This is a genomic window from Thioalkalivibrio thiocyanodenitrificans ARhD 1 (assembly GCF_000378965.1).
Classification (GTDB): domain Bacteria; phylum Pseudomonadota; class Gammaproteobacteria; order Ectothiorhodospirales; family Ectothiorhodospiraceae; genus Thioalkalivibrio_A; species Thioalkalivibrio_A thiocyanodenitrificans.
The window spans coordinates 849,053-865,102 of the sequence record NZ_KB900536.1 but is presented as its reverse complement, the minus strand read 5'-3'; the positions used below and the strand labels follow the sequence as shown (position 1 = coordinate 865,102).

The following is a 16,050-nucleotide window of genomic DNA, read 5'->3' as shown; positions in this document are numbered from 1 at the left end:
CTGTCCGTTTTTTGAGAATCCGGGTCGGTGCCGTACATTGTGACGGTACCGATCCGGTTGTCATCTGTCTGGAGTTGCTTGATGCAGCGGTTCCTTTTCTTCATCGACCACATCAGCATCTGGGTCGGCAAGCTGTTTGCGTGGGCCATCGTGTTCCTCACGGCCGTGGTCACATACGAGGTATTCATGCGTTACGTGATGCATGCCCCTACGGAATGGGCATACGACACGAGCTACATCCTGTATGGCACGTTGTTCATCATGGCGGGCGCATATGCCCTTGCCAGCCAGGCCCACGTGCGTGCGGATGTCGTTTACCGACTGTTTCCCATCCGGGCCCAGGCAGGTCTTGACCTGGTCCTGTACCTCGTCTTTTTCATGCCGGCCGTACTTGCCCTCATGTATGCCGGCTATCACTTTGCGGAATCTTCCTGGATGATGCGGGAACGCAGCTCCTTCAGCCCCGGAGGTCCTCCGCTGTACCACTTCAAGGCAATGATACCGCTCAGCGGATTCTTCCTGACCCTGCAGGGGGTTGCAGAGATACTTCGGTGCATCATGGCGCTGAAGGACGGCAAATGGCCCAGGAGGGTGGGGGATGTCAAGGAGATCGGGGAAGACCTGCTCCCACCGGACAAAGCGAATATAACGGGGCACGCTCCATGAGCAATGCGGAACTCGGGATATTGATGCTCGGCATCTTTATCATCACCATCCTTCTCGGTTTTCCCATTGCCTTTACCCTGATCGCCCTCGCGCTGGGTTTCGGCTATTTCGCCATCGGCGACATCATTTTCTCCCTGCTGGTCCAGCGCGCCTACGGCGTGATGGCCAACGATGTGCTGATCGCGGTGCCACTCTTCCTGTTCATGGGGTACCTGGTCGAGCGCGCGAACATACTGGATCGATTATTTCACAGTCTTCAGCTCGCCTTCGGCGCCGTGCCGGCGTCGCTGGCGGTCGCGAGTCTGATCACCTGTGCGATGTTCGCCACCGCCACCGGCATCGTGGGTGCTGTGGTGACCTTGATGGGGCTGCTGGCGTTGCCGGCGATGCTCAAGGCCGGTTACGACAAAAAGCTCGCCTCCGGGGTGATCTGTGCCGGCGGCTGCCTGGGCATTCTCATCCCCCCGAGCATCATGCTCATCCTCTACGGTGCCATGGCCGGAGTGTCCGTGGTGCGCCTGTATGCGGCGGCCCTGTTCCCGGGCATGCTGCTGGCGGGGCTCTACGTGCTCTACGTGGTCGCGCGCGCCCTGTGGAACCCCAAGGTGGCGCCGCCCTTGCCGGAGGAGGAGCGCAAGGTGCCGATCCTCAAGATCGTTGCCTCTCTGCTGACGTCCTTCTTCCCCTTGGCGATTCTGATCCTCTCGGTGCTGGGCGCCATCCTGTTCGGTCTGGCCACGCCCCACGAGGCGGCGGGCATCGGCGCTCTGGGGGCCATCCTCCTGGCGGCTGCGTACGGGCAGTTGACGTTCAGGCGATTCAAGGAGTCGGTGTTCCTGACCGCGCGGACGTCGGCCATGGTGTGCTGGCTGTTCGTGGGCTCGTGGATCTTCTCCTCGGTGTTCTCGCTGCTCGGCGGACACGCCCTGATCGAGGAGTGGCTGCTGGGCCTGAACATGACCCCGATCCAGTTCCTGATCCTGGCGCAGCTGGTGATCTTCCTGCTGGGCTGGCCCCTGGAGTGGACCGAAATCATCATCATTTTCGTGCCCATCTTCCTGCCCCTCCTGCCGGCGTTCGGGATCGATCCGCTGTTTTTCGGGGTGCTGGTGGCGCTCAATATCCAGACCTCGTTCCTGACGCCGCCCATGGCCATGTCCGCGTTCTATCTGAAAGGCGTGGCGCCACAGATAAAACTCACGGAGATCTTCATGGGGATCCTGCCGTTCCTCTTCATGGTGTTCGTGGCCATGGTCCTCTTCTACACCTTCCCGGCCATCGGGCTCTGGCTGCCGGGTTATCTCTATAACTGACTCCGATCCTCACGGGCCGCCAATCGGCGGCCCGTGAGGTCGTGTCATCGGAGACGCGTCCGTCCCGGTGCGTGCCTGCTTTGCGGGCGGTGCCGGAGGGTGACATGGCGCCGTGGCTTCTCGTATATTCGGTAAAATGAATATGATTCCGGAAGCCGTGTTTCGCGCCCTCTCAGACGGGACCCGCCTGCGCTGCCTGGCGCTGCTGCTGGGGGAGGGGGAGTTGTGCGTGTACGAACTGACCCATGCGCTGGGCGTGCCCCAGCCCAAGGTGTCCCGTCACCTGGCCCAGTTGAGGGACAGCGGACTGGTCAACGACAAGCGGCGTGGGCAGTGGGTCTACTACCGCATCAGCGGGGCACTGCCCGACTGGGTGCGCTCTGTGCTCTCGGCCAGCCTCGAGGCCGTGTCCGGGGATTCACCCTATACGGAGGATCGAAAGCGCCTGGCCGGCATGGAAGACCGGCCGGGCGCCCATCGCACTGCAAGGGGGCAGTGAGTATCGGGAAGCGGGAATGCCGCTCGCGGATCGGTGTGCACGCGGAAAGCCGGGCCAGGGTGCCTTCAGTTGCCGTTTCCCGCTTTTCCTTGTCGTCAGAAGTCCCGCTTGTCCCACAGATCCTGTTTGCCGGCGCGCCGGTCCTTGCCGGAGCGCCGCGGGTTCTTTTCGGGCTCGAAGCGCAGCATGTCGCGCCGGTCCTTGCCGGAGCGGCGTTCCCCCTTGCGGCGTTCCGGGCCGGTGTAGGTCGTGTCGTTGCCGGGTATGTCCTCACTCATCATCAGGCTCCCTGGACGGGGATGCGCCGGCCCATGGCGCGGACGTTCTTGGGCAGGGTGACAGTCAGTACTCCTTTTCTGTAGCGGGCCCTGGCCCCACCGGCGTCGACAGGCACAGGCAGCGGCACCGCGCGTTCGAAGCGGCCGTAGGCCCGCTCCATGACGTAGAATCGTCCGCCGGACTCCTCCCTGGAGAGGCGCTTCTCGCCGCTCACGACCAGGTAACTGTCCACCACGTCGATCTGAAAATCCTCGGATTCCATACCGGGGATCTCGAGCCCGACGATCACCGCCTCGTCGGTCTCGCGTACCTCGGAGGCGAGGACTCCCCAGCGGGAGGCATTGCGGATCAGTCCCTGCTCGACGCTTTCCACCGGCCCCTCGTCGGATGCCGGCTGGAAGCGGGTCAGGGCCTGCCCCGCGTGTTCACGCAATTGGTGCCAGCCGCGCCCCAGGCTGTTCATGGCGTGGCTGAAGCCCTCCCTGATCTGGTCCAGTGTACTCATGCGCATTCTCCCTAAGGGGTCCTGACCGAGTTTAGCGCGGCCCGGGCGTCATTTCGAACCGGTCAGGACCCGATCGTCATGCCCGACAGGCTGTCGCGCAGGACGGCGGCCGATGCGTGCATGCCCGCGCGTTCCTGATCGGACAGAACGGGCGGGACTGCGCACTCCACGCCGCCGGAACCCACGACGCAGGGGATGCTTAGACAGACATCCGCGAGTCCATAGTGACTTCCGGGGTCGATACTCACCGCGAGGACGCTTTTCTGATCCTCGAGAATTACGCGCACCAGATACGCAATGACCAGTCCGATGGCCGTATTGGTGTAGCCCTTGCGTTCGATGATGTCGTAGGCCGCGCCCCGCACCTGCTCGAACAGTGCCTGCATGGCGGCGGCATCAAAGGGGCGTCCGTTGACCTCATGGTCGACGATGGTGCGCCCGCCGATGGCGGCGCTGCTCCAGAGCGGCACCTCGGAATCCCCGTGTTCTCCCAGAATGTAGGCGTGCACCGAACGGGGATTCACGCCGTAATACTCGCCGAGCAGGGCGCGAAAGCGGGAGGTGTCCAGCATGGTCCCGGTGCCGACGATCCGCTTAGGCGGCCGGTTGCTGAGCCGCTGCATCACCGCAGTGAGGATATCCACGGGGTTGGTGGCCACCACCAGCACCGCGCCGGGGGCGTGCCGATCCAGCTCGGCGGCGATCTCCCGGAACACGGCCGCATTGCGATTGAGCAGGTCCAGCCGGCTTTCTCCGGATTGCTGCCCGACGCCGGCGCAGATTACCACCACCTGGCAGCCGGCCAGGTCCGCATAGTCCCCGGCCCGGACAGATACGCGCCCCACCAGCGCCTGTCCGTGCATCAGGTCCATGGCCTCGCCCTCGGCCCGGCGCCGGTCGAGGTCCAGAAGCACGAGCCGGCCGGCGATCTGGCGTTGAAACAGGGCATAGGCCGCCGCCATGCCCACGTTGCCGGCACCGATGATGCCTACCGCTTTCCCCGACATGAGCCCCTCCGATGACCGGTTCCGGCATCGAACCACTTGTCAAAGTCTGGCAAAACCATACACTGAAGGTCGGTACGGGTGGTCGGAATGCCCGCGAAACGCCCGAAATGTGGACGTTTTCTGGTTGAGTTCACAGAAAATAACGTATCCGGACGCACATACTCTATTAGTATAAGACTACTGGCAATCGAGGTAAGGCAGACCATGAAATATTCCATGGAGTCCTCTGACGACGGCTACGAAGAACGCGCACCGACCGAACAGATCAGTGCCGATCGTATCCGGGCCATGTATGACCTCAATGCACGCCTGTCACTGAGTTACGAGGGGCTGGAGCACTGGTTTACCGCCAGTTCTCGGGTGTTCGTGGTAGGCCGCAACATGGACTGTGATCTGGTGGTGGCGACCCCGGTGGCGTCGCGGCATCACGCCCGTTTCATCTACCGCAAGGGCAAGTTCGTGATGATCGACCAGAGCACCAACGGCACCTATGTGCAGATCGCGGGGAATGATCAGATCTGCCTGCTCAACGGCGAGGAGTTCCCGCTGGTGAACGAGGGTGTGATCAGCCTGGGACGGCCGGTGGAAAAGGGCGATCCGCACCTGATCCACTTCCGTAATCCGGGATACTAGCCCGCAAGAGCGCTGAAACGGAATCGGGCGGCACCCCTGGTGCCGCCCGATTCCGTTTCGGGACCCTATCGGGGCCCGCCGAGGACCGGCATCCCTTCCCGCTGAAGCATGCCCACCAGGGCGATCAGTGGCAGACCCACCAGGGAGGTGGGGTCATCCCCCTCCATGCCCTCGAAGAGCACGATGCCCAGCCCCTCGGACTTGAAGCTGCCGGCGCAGTCATAAGGCGTTTCGCGGCGCAGGTAGTCCTCGATCATCGCGGAATCCAGGGCGCGGAACCGCACCCGGAAGGGCACACTGGTCACATGGGCCCGCCCGGTACGGGCATTGAGCAGGCACAGGCCCGTATGGAACACCACCTCACGCCCGGACGCGGCACGAAGCTGCCTGACGGCACCTTCGTGATCACCGGGCTTGCCCAGGATGCGCCCGTCGAGTTCGGCACACTGGTCCGAGCCGATGATCAGCGCATCCGGATGTTGGTGCGCCACGGCTTGCGCCTTGGATCGCGCCAGGCGCACGACCAGCGCATCGGGAGACTCTCCGGCCAGGACCGATTCGTCCACGTCCGGCGAATGGCACTCAAAGACGAGCCCGAGCCGGGACAGGAGTTCCCGCCGGTACGGGGAGGAGGAGGCCAGGATCAGCGTGCGCACAGCACGCTCCGGACCACTGCCAAGGGTGCTCGCCGGGAAGCCCCGCCGTTCATTCGATTTCCAGCAGCGTCTCGTCCGGATTGACGCTGTCACCCTTGGCCACGTGCACGGCCTTGACGGTACCGCTGACCGGCGCCTGCACCTCCGTTTCCATCTTCATGGCTTCCAGCACCAGGACCGCATCGCCGGCCTTGACCTCGCCCCCTTCGCTGACCAGCACGTCGATGATGGTGCCCGGCATGGAGGTGGATACATGCCCCGGTTTGGTGGCCCGGGGGCGCTTGCTGCCCCGGCGGGCCCGGGGCCGCGCGCCCTCGCCCTCGCCGGCTTCCGGCATCAGTTCGTCCAGGGCCTCCAGAATGATCTCTTCGGGCATGCCGTCCACCGTCACGTAGAAGGGCCGCATGTCCTCGCGCTTGTGGCCGGTGCCCGTGACCTTGATGTGGTAGGTCTCGCCGTGCAGGGTGGCATTGAACTCCACCGGGGCGGCCTCGTCCTCGCCCTGCGCGGTGTTGGCAGGCAGCAGGGGTTCGGGCACCAACTGCCCGGCGCGGCGGTGTTCGAGGAATTCCCGGCCGATCTCCGGGAACATGGCATAGATGAGCACGTCTTCCTCGTTCAGGACCAGGTCACCTGCCTGCTCGCGAAGGTTGTTCATCTCGTCGTCCAGCAGATCGGCCGGCCGACAGTCGATGACATCCGCGTTGCCGATCGCCTTCTGCCGCACCACATGATTCACCGTGCCCCGGGTGCGGCCGTAACGTCCCTGGAGATAGAGCTTCACTTCGTTGGTGATCGTCTTGTAGCGTTCCCCCGTCAGCACGTTCATCACCGCCTGGGTCCCCACGATCTGGGACGTGGGCGTGACCAGCGGGGGGTAGCCGAGGTCCTCGCGTACCCGCGGGATCTCGTTCATCACCTGGCCGACCTTGTCCAAGGCACCCTGTTCCTTGAGCTGGTTGGCCAGGTTGGAGATCATGCCGCCCGGCACCTGGGTGGTCTGCACCCGTGTATCGATGCCGGTGAACTCGCTCTCGTACTGGTGGTACTTCCGGCGTATCTCCCGGAAGTAGAAGCCGATCTCCTGCAGGGCCTCGAGATCCAGCCCCGTGTCGTATTCCGTGCCCTTCAGTGCCGCCACCATGCTTTCGGTGGGCGCATGGCTGGTGCCGCCGGCAAAGGCGGAGATGGCGGTGTCGATCACGGCGGCGCCGTTCTCGATGGCCTTCAGATGGCACATCTCGGACAGGCCCGAGGTGGCGTGCATGTGCAGGTGGATGGGCACCTGGACGGCGCCCGCCAGGCCGCTGACCAGCTCCGCCGTGGTGGCGGGGGTGAGCAGGCCGGCCATGTCCTTGATGGCGATGCTGTCGCAGCCCATGTCCACCATCTCCCGTGCCATGTCCACGAACTGGGGGATGTCGTGCACCGGGCTGGTGGTGTAGCAGAGGGTGCCCTGGGCGTGCTTGTCCTCCTTCTTGACCGCCTCGATGGAGACCCGCAGGTTGCGGGTGTCGTTCATGGCGTCAAAGATGCGGAACACGTCCATGCCGTTGGCGGCGGACCGCGCCACGAAGCTGCGCACCACGTCATCGGCATAATGGCGGTAGCCCACCAGGTTCTGGCCGCGCAGCAGCATCTGCAGGCGCGTGTTGGGCAGGGCCTCGCGAAGCTGGCGCAGGCGCTCCCAGGGGTCCTCCTTGAGAAACCGCACGCAGGCGTCAAAGGTGGCGCCGCCCCAGACCTCCAGGGACCAGAAACCGATCCGGTCCATGCGTTCGCATACGGGAAGCATGTCCTCGGTGCGCATGCGCGTGGCGATGAGACTCTGGTGGCCGTCACGGAGGGTGACATCGGTGATCATGACCTTTGACATGCGGATACCTTTGGGGATTACAGGCCCTTGTGGGCGGCGATGGCGGCGGCGATCACGGCCGCCAGTTCACGGACCGGACGGCGCACGGAGTACCCGGTGAGTTCCGGATGATTCTGCACGAAGCCGGTATTGAAACGTCCGGACTGGAATTCTCCGGTACCCAGGATCTCCAGGTGGTAGGGGATGGTGGTCTTCACCCCGTAGACGCCGATGTCCTGGAGGGCCCGGCGCGCCCGGCGGATGAGCCCCTCCCAGTCCAGTGCCCAGACGATCAGCTTGGCGCACATGGAGTCGTAGTGGGGCGGGATGTGGTAGCCGGTGTAGATGGCGCCGTCCGTACGTACGCCGGGACCACCGGGCGCGAAGTAGCGGGTGATGCGCCCGAAGCTGGGCAGGAAATCGTTCTTGGGGTCTTCGGCGTTGATCCGGAACTCGATGGCGAAGCCGCGGCGCTGTACCTGGTCCTGGGTGTAGGTCATGGGCAGGCCGGAGGCGATGCGGATCTGTTCCTGAACGATGTCCACGCCGGTGATCATCTCGGTGACCGGGTGCTCCACCTGCAAACGGGTGTTCATCTCCATGAAGTAGAAGTTGTCCTCATGGTCCATGAGGAACTCCACGGTACCCGCGTTCTGGTATCCGACGGCCCTGGCCGCGCGTACCGCCAACTCGCCGACGTATTCCCGCTGGGCGTCATTGAGCTGAGGGGAGGGCGCGACCTCCACGAGTTTCTGGTGGCGGCGCTGTATGGAGCAGTCCCGCTCGAACAGGTGAATCACGTTGCCCTGGCTGTCGGCCAGCACCTGCACCTCGATATGGCGGGGGTCGACGACCGCCTTTTCCATGAAGATCTCGGTGCTGCCGAAGGCCTTGGTGGCCTCCGAGCGCACCCGCTCGTAGCCGCCGCGCAACGATTCCGGGTTGTCACAGCGGCGGATGCCGCGTCCACCGCCGCCTGTGGTGGCCTTGAGCATCACCGGGTAGCCGATCCGCCCGGCCAGGTCGGCGGCTTCGTCCGCGCTGGCCAGATTGCCCTCGCTGCCCGGCACCACCGGGACGCCCGCCTCGATCATGGTGCGCCGCGCTTCCACCTTGTCGCCCATGGCGCGGATCACCTCGGCCGAGGGGCCGATGAACCGGATGCCCCGGGCGGCGCAGACCTTGGCAAACTGGGGGTTCTCGGAGAGGAATCCGTATCCCGGATGAATGGCGTCACAGCCGGCCGCGCGCGCCAGGTTCACCATGCGATGCACGTTGAGGTAACCGGCCTGGGAGTCGGGACCGATGGAATAGGCCTCGTCGGCCTTCTTGACATGCAGGCTGTGACGATCCGCATCGGTGTAGACCGCCACCGAGGTAATGCCCATCTCCGCACACGCGCGAATGATGCGCACGGCGATTTCGCCGCGGTTGGCGATGAGTATCTTGCGTATCACGAGAGGCGCTTACCTTAGGGGGAAAGAGGAATGTGGGACAAAGGAAGCGGCAGTATCCGTGATCCTGCGGAGGTTTTTCAAGCCAAGACCCGGATTCTGCTGGGGAAACTCTTTTTGACAGCGCGGCTTTCGCCCGCGTAAAATCGCCCGCTTATGTTCGACAGGCTGCCCGACTGGGTCGACCCCGCGCGGCTGGCGTCTCAGGCCAGGGAGATCAAGGGTTTTCTGCCCCTGGCGGAAATGCCGCGCCTCTCGGCGGTCCTTGCGGGTTCGCAAGGGCGAGCCACGGCCTGGTTTGTGTTTACCCGCGCGGCAGGCCAGCCGGACCGTCTGACGGGGCACGTGGAGGCGGTTCTGCGGGTCCGGTGCCAGCGCTGCCTGGAGCCCATGGACCTGCCGGTGAGCCCTGCGCTCGACGCGCGACTGGTATCCGAAGGTACGGAAGCGGCGGCCATACCCGACCATGAAGACGCGGTGTGGGTGGAAGCGCGGGGCCTGAGTCTGCACACGTTGGTCGAGGACGAACTGCTGCTGTCCCTGCCCGTGGTGGCATTGCACGGGGAAGGAAGCGCCTGTGCCGAGGCAGCCCTGCGGGAGTTCGGGCAGGCGGATGTGGCCCGGGCGCAGCGCGAGGACGACAGCAATCCCTTTGCCGTCCTGCAAACACTCAAGGAGGAGGGGGACAAGGATCGTTGAGGCAGACCGAGCATGCTCGGCAATGGATCAATTACACAGGCATTTCCGGTTGCCCGACACCGGCTTACAGATCAACGCTTACGGAGATTGTCATCATGGCTGTACAGCAAGGCCGCACCACCCCGTCGAAGCGGGGCATGCGCCGTTCACACGACGCCCTCAAGACTTCCGCCCTGTCCATCGAGCCCACGACGGGAGAAGTCCATCGCCGGCATCACATCAGCCCGGATGGCTTCTACCGCGGACGCCAGGTGATCAAGGCCAAGGAGCAGCAGGACGAGGAATAAGCTTCCGTCGTCATGGCTCGCCCGTCGATCATCAGACGCACGGGCCGGCCGCTCCAACTGTGATCATGCAAGACGTCGCGGGGTGCCTCATCCCGCGTCGTCGTTTTTCGGGCAGGCGAAATCCGTCGGAACTGAATGAGCGAAGCCTTTACCATTGCACTGGACGCCATGGGCGGGGATCACGGACCGAACGTCGTGATCCCGGCGGCCCTTCGGGCGTTACGCGATTTTTCGGACATTGAACTGGTGCTTGTGGGTGACGAAGCCCTTCTGACGGAGGAGATATCCCGCCACGCGAAGTCCCTGCCCGGGCGCCTGCGCATCCACCATGCCGGCCAGGTGGTGGGCATGGACGAACCGCCCGCCCAGGCGCTGCGCGGCAAGAAGGACTCCTCCATGCGGGTGGCCATCAACCTGGTCAAGGAGGGCGCCGCCCACGCATGCGTGAGCGCCGGCAACACCGGCGCACTGATGGCCACCGCCCGCTATGTGCTCAAGACCCTCCCGGGCATCGACCGGCCGGCCATCATCGCGGCGATTCCCTCCATCCACGGACATACCCACATGCTGGACCTGGGGGCGAACGTGGACTGCACGGCGGAGCACCTGTTCCAGTTCGCCGTCATGGGATCCGTGCTGGTGGGCGCGGTGGACAACGATCCGAACCCCCGGGTGGGACTGCTCAACATCGGCCAGGAGGCCATCAAGGGCAGTGACAAGATCAAGGAGGCCGCCCGCCTGCTCGAACAGAGCAATCTCAATTACGTGGGCTTCGTGGAAGGTGACGACATCTTCTGCGGCGAGGTCGATGTGGTCGTGTGCGACGGTTTCGTGGGCAATGTCTCCCTCAAAACCGGGGAGGGCGTGGCGCGCATGGTGACCCATTTCCTGCGCAAGGAGTTCAAGCGCAATCTCCTCACCCGATTCGCCGCCCTGTTCGCGCTCCCGATCCTGAACGCGCTCAAGAAACGCATTGATCCGCGGCGCTATAATGGCGCCAGCCTACTGGGGCTTCAGGGCATCGTCATCAAGAGTCACGGCAGCGCCGATATCGTGTCCTTTGCAAACGCCATCCGGATCGCCCGCATCGAGGTGGACAAGAAGATCGCCCAGCGGATCGACAAGCAACTGGAGCAGCTGCTTACGGAAAGGGAGTCATCGTGACCTATTCCCGCATTACCGGCACGGGGGGATACCTGCCCGAGAAGGTCCTCAGCAACCAGGATCTGGCCAGGATGGTGGACACCAGCGATGAGTGGATCAGGGAACGTACCGGCATCCTCAAGCGTCATATAGCGGGTCCGGGCGAGGCCACCTGCGATCTGGCCGAGCATGCCGCCCGGGCGGCCATGGAAATGGCCGGGCGCAAGGCGTCGGACATCGATCTGATCATCGTCGCCACCACCACCGCCGACCGCATATTTCCCAGCACCGCCTGCCTGCTGCAGCAGCGTCTCGGGATCCACGGCTGCGCCGCCTTCGACGTGCAGGCAGTGTGTACCGGATTCGTCTATGCGCTGGGGGTTGCCGATCGTTTCGTGCGAACCGGCGGGGCTCGCTGCGCGCTGGTGGTCGGTGCTGAAACCATCTCGCGCATCATCGACTGGACCGATCGCTCCACCTGCGTGCTGTTCGGCGATGGTGCCGGCGCCGTGGTGCTCGAGGCCAGCGAAGAACCCGGCATCCTCTCCACGCATCTGCATGCCGACGGACGCTTCGAGACGCTCCTGCACGTGCCCAAGGGGATTTCCACCCACTACGATGACGTGATGGCCGGCAAGGCCTACCTGCAGATGAAGGGCAACGAGGTGTTCAAAGTGGCGGTCAACACGCTGGGCCGCATCGTGGACGAGACCCTGGAATACAATGACATTGACAAGGCGCAGATCGACTGGCTTATCCCCCACCAGGCCAACATCCGCATCATCCAGGCCACAGCCCGCAAGCTGAAGATGCCCATGGACAGGGTGGTGGTCACCGTGGAGGAGCATGGCAACACATCGGCGGCATCCATTCCGCTGGCCCTGGATGTCGCCGTGCGGGACGGCCGGGTCCGCCCGGGCGATCTGCTGATGATGGAGGCCTTCGGCGGCGGCTTTACCTGGGGTTCCGCGCTGCTGTATTACTAGGAGCCCCTCGGAGTCATCATGTCGCTGCTGTGATGGTGGGACATCGGGCCGGATTTCCGATCCTTTTCGTCGCATAGTCACCACTATGCCCCTAAAACAATCGAGAATCCGGCCTCGATTTCCTACGCAGTCCGCTGTGCGCAGATGGCTCGGACAGGCCCTGGCCTGCACCCCGACAGGTCCCGGGCCACTCATCTATATCTTTCATATATGGATGGGGGCGTAGAGGGGGTACCATGGCACAGGAGATAGAACGAAAATTTCTGGTCATCGGCGACTCGTGGAGGCATCTTGTCTCCCGAAGCGTCCAATACCAGCAGGGCTATCTGTGCGGTAATGCACGGAGTTCAATCCGGATCAGGGTTTCGGACGAGTCGGGGTACCTTAATATCAAGAGCGCCACGCTCGGCGTGCGGCGGGAGGAGTTCGAGTATCCCGTGCCGTTGCCGGATGCCCGGCATATGCTCGAACTGCTCTGCGAGGGACCGCTGATCGAGAAGACCCGCCACTTCGTCGAGTACCGGGGACACGTCTGGGAAGTGGACGTATTCGAAGGGCAGAACCAGGGGCTTGTAGTGGCGGAGGTCGAGTTGTCGAGCGAGGACGAGACCTTTGAGAGACCGGACTGGATCGGGGAGGAGGTGTCCCATGACGCGCGTTACTACAACACGAGCCTGGTCAGACATCCCTATACACACTGGACGTGAGCCGCGGCCGGGTCGGGTCTGCGTGAGCCGGAGGTGACGCACATGATCGACCTGCTGCTGGTGGACGATCACGAACTGGTCCGGCACGGCATCCGCGGGCTGCTGAGCGAGCGGGCCACGACCACGGGCATCTACGTGGTGGGGGAGGCGGGCACCGGTGAGGAGGCCCTGGACCTGGCGCGCCGCCTTCGTCCCGACGTGGTCCTGATGGATCTCAGTATGCCGGGCATCGGCGGGCTGGAAGCCACCCGCCAGATCGTGCGCAATCAGCCGGGCGTGAAGGTGCTGGTGCTCACCGCCACCGACGAGGGGCCGTTTCCCCGGTGGGTGCTGGAGGTCGGTGCCGCGGGTTACCTGACCAAGGGCTGCCGCATTGAGGAGATGATTGCCGCCATCCAGGGCGCGGTTCGCGGAGAGCGCCACATCAGCCCCGAGGTTGCACAGCGCCTGGCCATCGAAAACGCCTGCGGGACGGATCGCCATGCCAACCCCTTCGATCGGCTGTCCCACCGGGAGCGCCAGATACTGCTCATGTTTCTCAAGGGCCAGAAGCCGCAGATCATCTCCGATGTCCTGAATATCAGCCCCAAGACAGTCAGCACCTACAAGTGCCGTATGCTCGACAAACTGGGCCTGTCCACCGATATGGAGCTGCTCACACTGGCGATGCGGCACGGCCTGATCCAGGGTGATGCGGACTCGGGCCTGACCCGCTCCTGATACCCCGCCCCGGCGGCCGCCGGGGCGGGGCAGGGTGCATGACCGTGGTAGCATTGCATGCATGGAAAGCACCTTCGACGCCCGTTGCACCCTTTGCCCGCGCCTGACCGGTTTCCTGAGCCGGGTACGTGAACGCCACCCCGACTATCACGCCGCGCCCGTGGCGCCATTCGGCGACGCTGCCGCACGGCTTCTGGTGGTGGGGCTGGCCCCCGGGATGCACGGCGCGAATGCCACCGGGCGCCCGTTCACCGGCGATCATGCCGGCATCCTGCTCTATGAAACGCTGCACCGTTTCGGATTCAGCAACCGCCCCACCGCGGTCGCCATGGGGGATGGCCTGGAACTCACGGACTGCCGTATCACCAACGCCGTAAAATGCCTGCCGCCGGAGAACCGTCCGGAGACCCGGGAGGTGGCCAACTGCAACCCCTTCCTGGCGGCGGAACTGCGCATCCTTCCCCGGGGCGCGGTTGTCCTGGCTCTGGGCACGCTGGCACACAATGCGGTGCTGCGCGCGCTGGGCCTCAAGGCGTCGGCGCACCGCTTCGGCCACGGCGCGGAACACGCGCTGGACGGCCTCACCCTGGTGGATTCCTATCACTGCAGCCGGTACAACACCCAGACCCGGCGCCTGACGCCGGAGATGTTTCGCACGGTGTTCCATCGAATCCGGGAACTGGTCCCGCCCGCCCGGGATTCCGGCACGCCCGGGTAACCGGCTCATGAGCGATTCGTCGTCCGCGGCACCCTTCGATCCGTCGGCGTTCCTGCGTCACCTGACCCATCGTCCCGGCGTCTACCGGATGCTGGATGCGCAGGGCACGGTCCTCTACGTGGGCAAGGCGAAGGACCTGAAGAAACGGGTGTCCAGTTACTTTCGCCGCAACGTCTCCAGCACCCGCATCCGCTCCATGGTGAGCCAGATAGACGCCATCGAGATCACGGTGACCGACACCGAGGCCGAGGCGCTGCTGCTGGAGAACAACCTGATCAAGGAGCACCAGCCCCGCTACAACGTGCTGTTGCGCGATGACAAGGGTTATCCCTACATCCTCGTCACCGATCACGCCTTTCCCCGCCTCGCCTTTCACCGCGGTGCACGCAAGCCGGGCGGGCGCTATTTCGGCCCTTATCCCTCCTCTGCCGCGGTGCGCGAGGCCCTGAATCTGCTGCAAAAGCTCTTTCTCCTGCGCCCGTGCGAGGACAGCTTTTTCCAGAATCGGTCCCGCCCCTGCCTGCAATACCAGATCCGCCGTTGCACGGCGCCGTGCGTCGGCTACGTGGACGAGGCGGAATACCGGCGCGACGTGGAACACGCGGTGCAGTTCCTGGAAGGGCGCAGCGGCGAGGTGATCCAGGATCTGGTCAACCGCATGGAGGCCGCCTCCGCGGAGCTGGCCTTCGAGAATGCGGCCCGCTATCGGGACCAGATCAGCCGGCTGCGGCAGATCTCCGAGCAACAGCACATCAGCGGCGGCAGCGCAAACGTGGATATCGTTGCCTGTCACGTGGCATCCGGTCAGGCCTGCGTACAGGTATTCTTCGTGCGCGGCGGCCACCACCTGGGCAACAAGGCCCTGTTTCCGAAGCTGCCCGAGGACACGCAGGTGGATGAACTGCTCACCGCCTTCCTGGGGCAGTATTACCTCAACCACGAGGTGCCCGGCGAGATCATCCTCAGCCACGAACCCGCCGACCGTGAAACCCTGGCCGGAATGCTCGCCCTGCGCCGGGGCAAGGCGGTGACGCTGAGCACGCGGGTGCGCGGAGAGCGCGCCCGGTGGCTGGAAATGGCCCTGCGCAACGCCGAAATGGCCCTGGCCGGCCGCCTCGCCAGCCGGGCCGGGATGCGCGAGCGTCTGGAGGTGCTGGCCGAGGAACTGGACCTCGATGAGCCCCCGGGGCGCATGGAATGTTTCGACATCAGTCATACCCAGGGCGAACTCACGGTGGCCTCCTGCGTGGTCTTCGACGCGGAAGGACCGGTCAAATCCGATTACCGGCGCTTCAACATCGAGGGCATCACCCCGGGGGACGACTACGCGGCCATGCGCCAGGCCCTGCATCGGCGCTACACCCGCCTCAAGGAAGGGGAGGGCCGCCTCCCGGACGTGCTGTTCATCGACGGCGGCAAGGGGCAGGTGGCCGAGGCCCTCAAGGTACTGGAGGAACTCCAGGTGGCCGGTGTCACCGTGGTGGGTGTGGCCAAGGGCGCTGACCGGCGCCCCGGGCTGGAGACACTCGTATTGAGTGACCCGGGGCGCCCGTCTATCATACTGGCGCCAGGCTCCCGCGCCCTGCACCTCATTCAACAGATACGCGACGAGGCGCACCGGTTTGCCATCACCGGGCATCGCCAGCGACGGGCCCGTGCGCGCAACGTGTCACCCCTGGAACAGATCCCGGGGATGGGGCCCAAGCGCAGGCAGCAGCTGCTCAAGCATTTCGGAGGTCTGCAGGGCATCAGCCGGGCAGGGGTCGTGGAACTGGCCAAGGTGCCGGGCATCAGCCGGAAACTGGCGCAGCAGATCTATGACAGCTTCCACGCGGACTGAGCGCCTGCGAATTCATCACACGCGCCGGCCTCGACCGTTCCGGAACACCCCGCGATGAGCGGGAACCCACAACAAAGGCGCTG

Annotated in this window: 18 protein-coding genes; 12 read left to right on the top strand and 6 right to left on the bottom strand. The window is 64.5% G+C overall.

The genetic code is table 11. The features are described 5' to 3' along the window. Window positions 1-81: 81 nt before the first annotated feature. From THITHI_RS0104070 to THITHI_RS0104060, 3 genes are all read left to right on the top strand, one after another. The gene (locus tag THITHI_RS0104070) at window positions 82-666 is read left to right on the top strand and encodes a TRAP transporter small permease subunit (protein ID WP_018231797.1); all 585 of its coding nucleotides are present in this window, start codon (window positions 82-84) and stop codon (window positions 664-666) included. Beyond that, window positions 663-1,979 carry a TRAP transporter large permease gene (locus THITHI_RS0104065; protein ID WP_018231796.1) on the top strand — a complete coding sequence of 439 codons (1,317 nt, stop codon included), beginning with the start codon at window positions 663-665 and terminating at the stop codon, window positions 1,977-1,979. The genes THITHI_RS0104070 and THITHI_RS0104065 overlap by 4 nt, the downstream gene beginning before the upstream one ends. Window positions 1,980-2,115: 136 nt before the next feature. Further along, window positions 2,116-2,478: a metalloregulator ArsR/SmtB family transcription factor gene (locus THITHI_RS0104060; RefSeq protein WP_198005574.1), complete on the top strand. Its 363-nt coding sequence runs from the start codon at window positions 2,116-2,118 to the stop codon at window positions 2,476-2,478. A gap of 95 nt (window positions 2,479-2,573) precedes the next feature. On the opposite strand, the gene THITHI_RS0104055 is transcribed toward THITHI_RS0104060, so the two are convergent. From THITHI_RS0104055 to THITHI_RS0104045, 3 genes are all read right to left on the bottom strand, one after another. After that, window positions 2,574-2,756, bottom strand: a complete 183-nt coding sequence (locus tag THITHI_RS0104055) for a hypothetical protein (protein WP_026186043.1) — start codon at window positions 2,754-2,756, stop codon at window positions 2,574-2,576. 2 nt (window positions 2,757-2,758) lie between these two features. Then, a complete protein-coding gene (locus THITHI_RS0104050; protein ID WP_026186042.1) occupies window positions 2,759-3,262 on the bottom strand; it encodes an Hsp20/alpha crystallin family protein in 504 nt (167 codons plus the stop codon). A gap of 62 nt (window positions 3,263-3,324) precedes the next feature. After that, a complete protein-coding gene (locus tag THITHI_RS0104045) occupies window positions 3,325-4,269 on the bottom strand; it encodes an L-lactate dehydrogenase (protein ID WP_018231792.1) in 945 nt (314 codons plus the stop codon). 204 nt (window positions 4,270-4,473) lie between these two features. On the opposite strand from THITHI_RS0104045, the gene THITHI_RS0104040 reads away from it, so the two are divergent. Next, window positions 4,474-4,902, top strand: a complete 429-nt coding sequence (locus THITHI_RS0104040) for an FHA domain-containing protein (protein WP_026186041.1) — start codon at window positions 4,474-4,476, stop codon at window positions 4,900-4,902. A gap of 65 nt (window positions 4,903-4,967) precedes the next feature. On the opposite strand, the gene THITHI_RS0104035 is transcribed toward THITHI_RS0104040, so the two are convergent. Genes THITHI_RS0104035 through THITHI_RS0104025 form a run of 3 tightly spaced genes read right to left on the bottom strand, consistent with a single transcriptional unit; the run spans window position 4,968 to window position 8,870 of the window. Beyond that, on the bottom strand, window positions 4,968-5,558 hold the full coding sequence (locus THITHI_RS0104035; protein ID WP_018231790.1) for a Maf family protein: 591 nt from the start codon (window positions 5,556-5,558) through the stop codon (window positions 4,968-4,970). A 49-nt stretch (window positions 5,559-5,607) separates the two neighbouring features. Beyond that, on the bottom strand, window positions 5,608-7,434 hold the full coding sequence (gene oadA / locus THITHI_RS0104030; RefSeq protein ID WP_018231789.1) for a sodium-extruding oxaloacetate decarboxylase subunit alpha: 1,827 nt from the start codon (window positions 7,432-7,434) through the stop codon (window positions 5,608-5,610). Between the two features lie 17 nt (window positions 7,435-7,451). Beyond that, complete coding sequence (locus THITHI_RS0104025) at window positions 7,452-8,870, bottom strand: acetyl-CoA carboxylase biotin carboxylase subunit (RefSeq protein WP_018231788.1); 1,419 nt, start codon at window positions 8,868-8,870, stop codon at window positions 7,452-7,454. Between the two features lie 153 nt (window positions 8,871-9,023). Here THITHI_RS0104025 and THITHI_RS0104020 point away from each other — a divergent pair, with 153 nt between their 5' ends. The 8 genes from THITHI_RS0104020 to uvrC all read left to right on the top strand — a co-directional run bounded on the left by THITHI_RS0104020 (window position 9,024) and on the right by uvrC (window position 15,967). Continuing rightward, window positions 9,024-9,566 (top strand): YceD family protein, encoded by a 543-nt coding sequence (locus tag THITHI_RS0104020; RefSeq protein WP_018231787.1) that lies wholly within the window; start codon window positions 9,024-9,026, stop codon window positions 9,564-9,566. 95 nt (window positions 9,567-9,661) lie between these two features. Further along, window positions 9,662-9,853, top strand: coding sequence for a 50S ribosomal protein L32 (rpmF, locus tag THITHI_RS0104015; RefSeq protein WP_018231786.1), 192 nt, complete (start codon window positions 9,662-9,664; stop codon window positions 9,851-9,853). A 135-nt stretch (window positions 9,854-9,988) separates the two neighbouring features. Continuing rightward, window positions 9,989-11,017, top strand: coding sequence for a phosphate acyltransferase PlsX (gene plsX / locus THITHI_RS0104010; protein ID WP_018231785.1), 1,029 nt, complete (start codon window positions 9,989-9,991; stop codon window positions 11,015-11,017). After that, the gene (locus tag THITHI_RS0104005) at window positions 11,014-11,982 is read left to right on the top strand and encodes a beta-ketoacyl-ACP synthase III (RefSeq protein WP_018231784.1); all 969 of its coding nucleotides are present in this window, start codon (window positions 11,014-11,016) and stop codon (window positions 11,980-11,982) included. The genes plsX and THITHI_RS0104005 overlap by 4 nt, the downstream gene beginning before the upstream one ends. Before the next feature lie 236 nt (window positions 11,983-12,218). After that, on the top strand, window positions 12,219-12,689 hold the full coding sequence (locus THITHI_RS0104000) for a CYTH domain-containing protein (protein ID WP_018231783.1): 471 nt from the start codon (window positions 12,219-12,221) through the stop codon (window positions 12,687-12,689). Window positions 12,690-12,731: 42 nt separating this feature from the next. Beyond that, a complete protein-coding gene (locus THITHI_RS0103995; protein ID WP_018231782.1) occupies window positions 12,732-13,409 on the top strand; it encodes a response regulator in 678 nt (225 codons plus the stop codon). Between the two features lie 61 nt (window positions 13,410-13,470). Next, on the top strand, window positions 13,471-14,127 hold the full coding sequence (locus THITHI_RS0103990; protein ID WP_018231781.1) for a uracil-DNA glycosylase: 657 nt from the start codon (window positions 13,471-13,473) through the stop codon (window positions 14,125-14,127). A 7-nt stretch (window positions 14,128-14,134) separates the two neighbouring features. Next, complete coding sequence (gene uvrC, locus THITHI_RS0103985) at window positions 14,135-15,967, top strand: excinuclease ABC subunit UvrC (RefSeq protein ID WP_018231780.1); 1,833 nt, start codon at window positions 14,135-14,137, stop codon at window positions 15,965-15,967. Window positions 15,968-16,050 lie beyond the last annotated feature (83 nt).

Bases quoted from the DNA above. Each gene is read 5' to 3' on its own strand.
- THITHI_RS0104070 (WP_018231797.1), top strand. From the start codon at position 82: ATGCAGCGGTTCCTTTTCTTCATCGACCACATCAGCATCTGGGTCGGC.
- THITHI_RS0104065 (WP_018231796.1), top strand. From the start codon at position 663: ATGAGCAATGCGGAACTCGGGATATTGATGCTCGGCATCTTTATCATC.
- THITHI_RS0104060 (WP_198005574.1), top strand. From the start codon at position 2,116: ATGAATATGATTCCGGAAGCCGTGTTTCGCGCCCTCTCAGACGGGACC.
- THITHI_RS0104055 (WP_026186043.1), bottom strand. From the start codon at position 2,756: ATGAGTGAGGACATACCCGGCAACGACACGACCTACACCGGCCCGGAA.
- THITHI_RS0104050 (WP_026186042.1), bottom strand. From the start codon at position 3,262: ATGAGTACACTGGACCAGATCAGGGAGGGCTTCAGCCACGCCATGAAC.
- THITHI_RS0104045 (WP_018231792.1), bottom strand. From the start codon at position 4,269: ATGTCGGGGAAAGCGGTAGGCATCATCGGTGCCGGCAACGTGGGCATG.
- THITHI_RS0104040 (WP_026186041.1), top strand. From the start codon at position 4,474: ATGAAATATTCCATGGAGTCCTCTGACGACGGCTACGAAGAACGCGCA.
- oadA (WP_018231789.1), bottom strand. From the start codon at position 7,434: ATGTCAAAGGTCATGATCACCGATGTCACCCTCCGTGACGGCCACCAG.
- THITHI_RS0104020 (WP_018231787.1), top strand. From the start codon at position 9,024: ATGTTCGACAGGCTGCCCGACTGGGTCGACCCCGCGCGGCTGGCGTCT.
- rpmF (WP_018231786.1), top strand. From the start codon at position 9,662: ATGGCTGTACAGCAAGGCCGCACCACCCCGTCGAAGCGGGGCATGCGC.
- plsX (WP_018231785.1), top strand. From the start codon at position 9,989: ATGAGCGAAGCCTTTACCATTGCACTGGACGCCATGGGCGGGGATCAC.
- THITHI_RS0104000 (WP_018231783.1), top strand. From the start codon at position 12,219: ATGGCACAGGAGATAGAACGAAAATTTCTGGTCATCGGCGACTCGTGG.
- THITHI_RS0103995 (WP_018231782.1), top strand. From the start codon at position 12,732: ATGATCGACCTGCTGCTGGTGGACGATCACGAACTGGTCCGGCACGGC.
- THITHI_RS0103990 (WP_018231781.1), top strand. From the start codon at position 13,471: ATGGAAAGCACCTTCGACGCCCGTTGCACCCTTTGCCCGCGCCTGACC.
- uvrC (WP_018231780.1), top strand. From the start codon at position 14,135: ATGAGCGATTCGTCGTCCGCGGCACCCTTCGATCCGTCGGCGTTCCTG.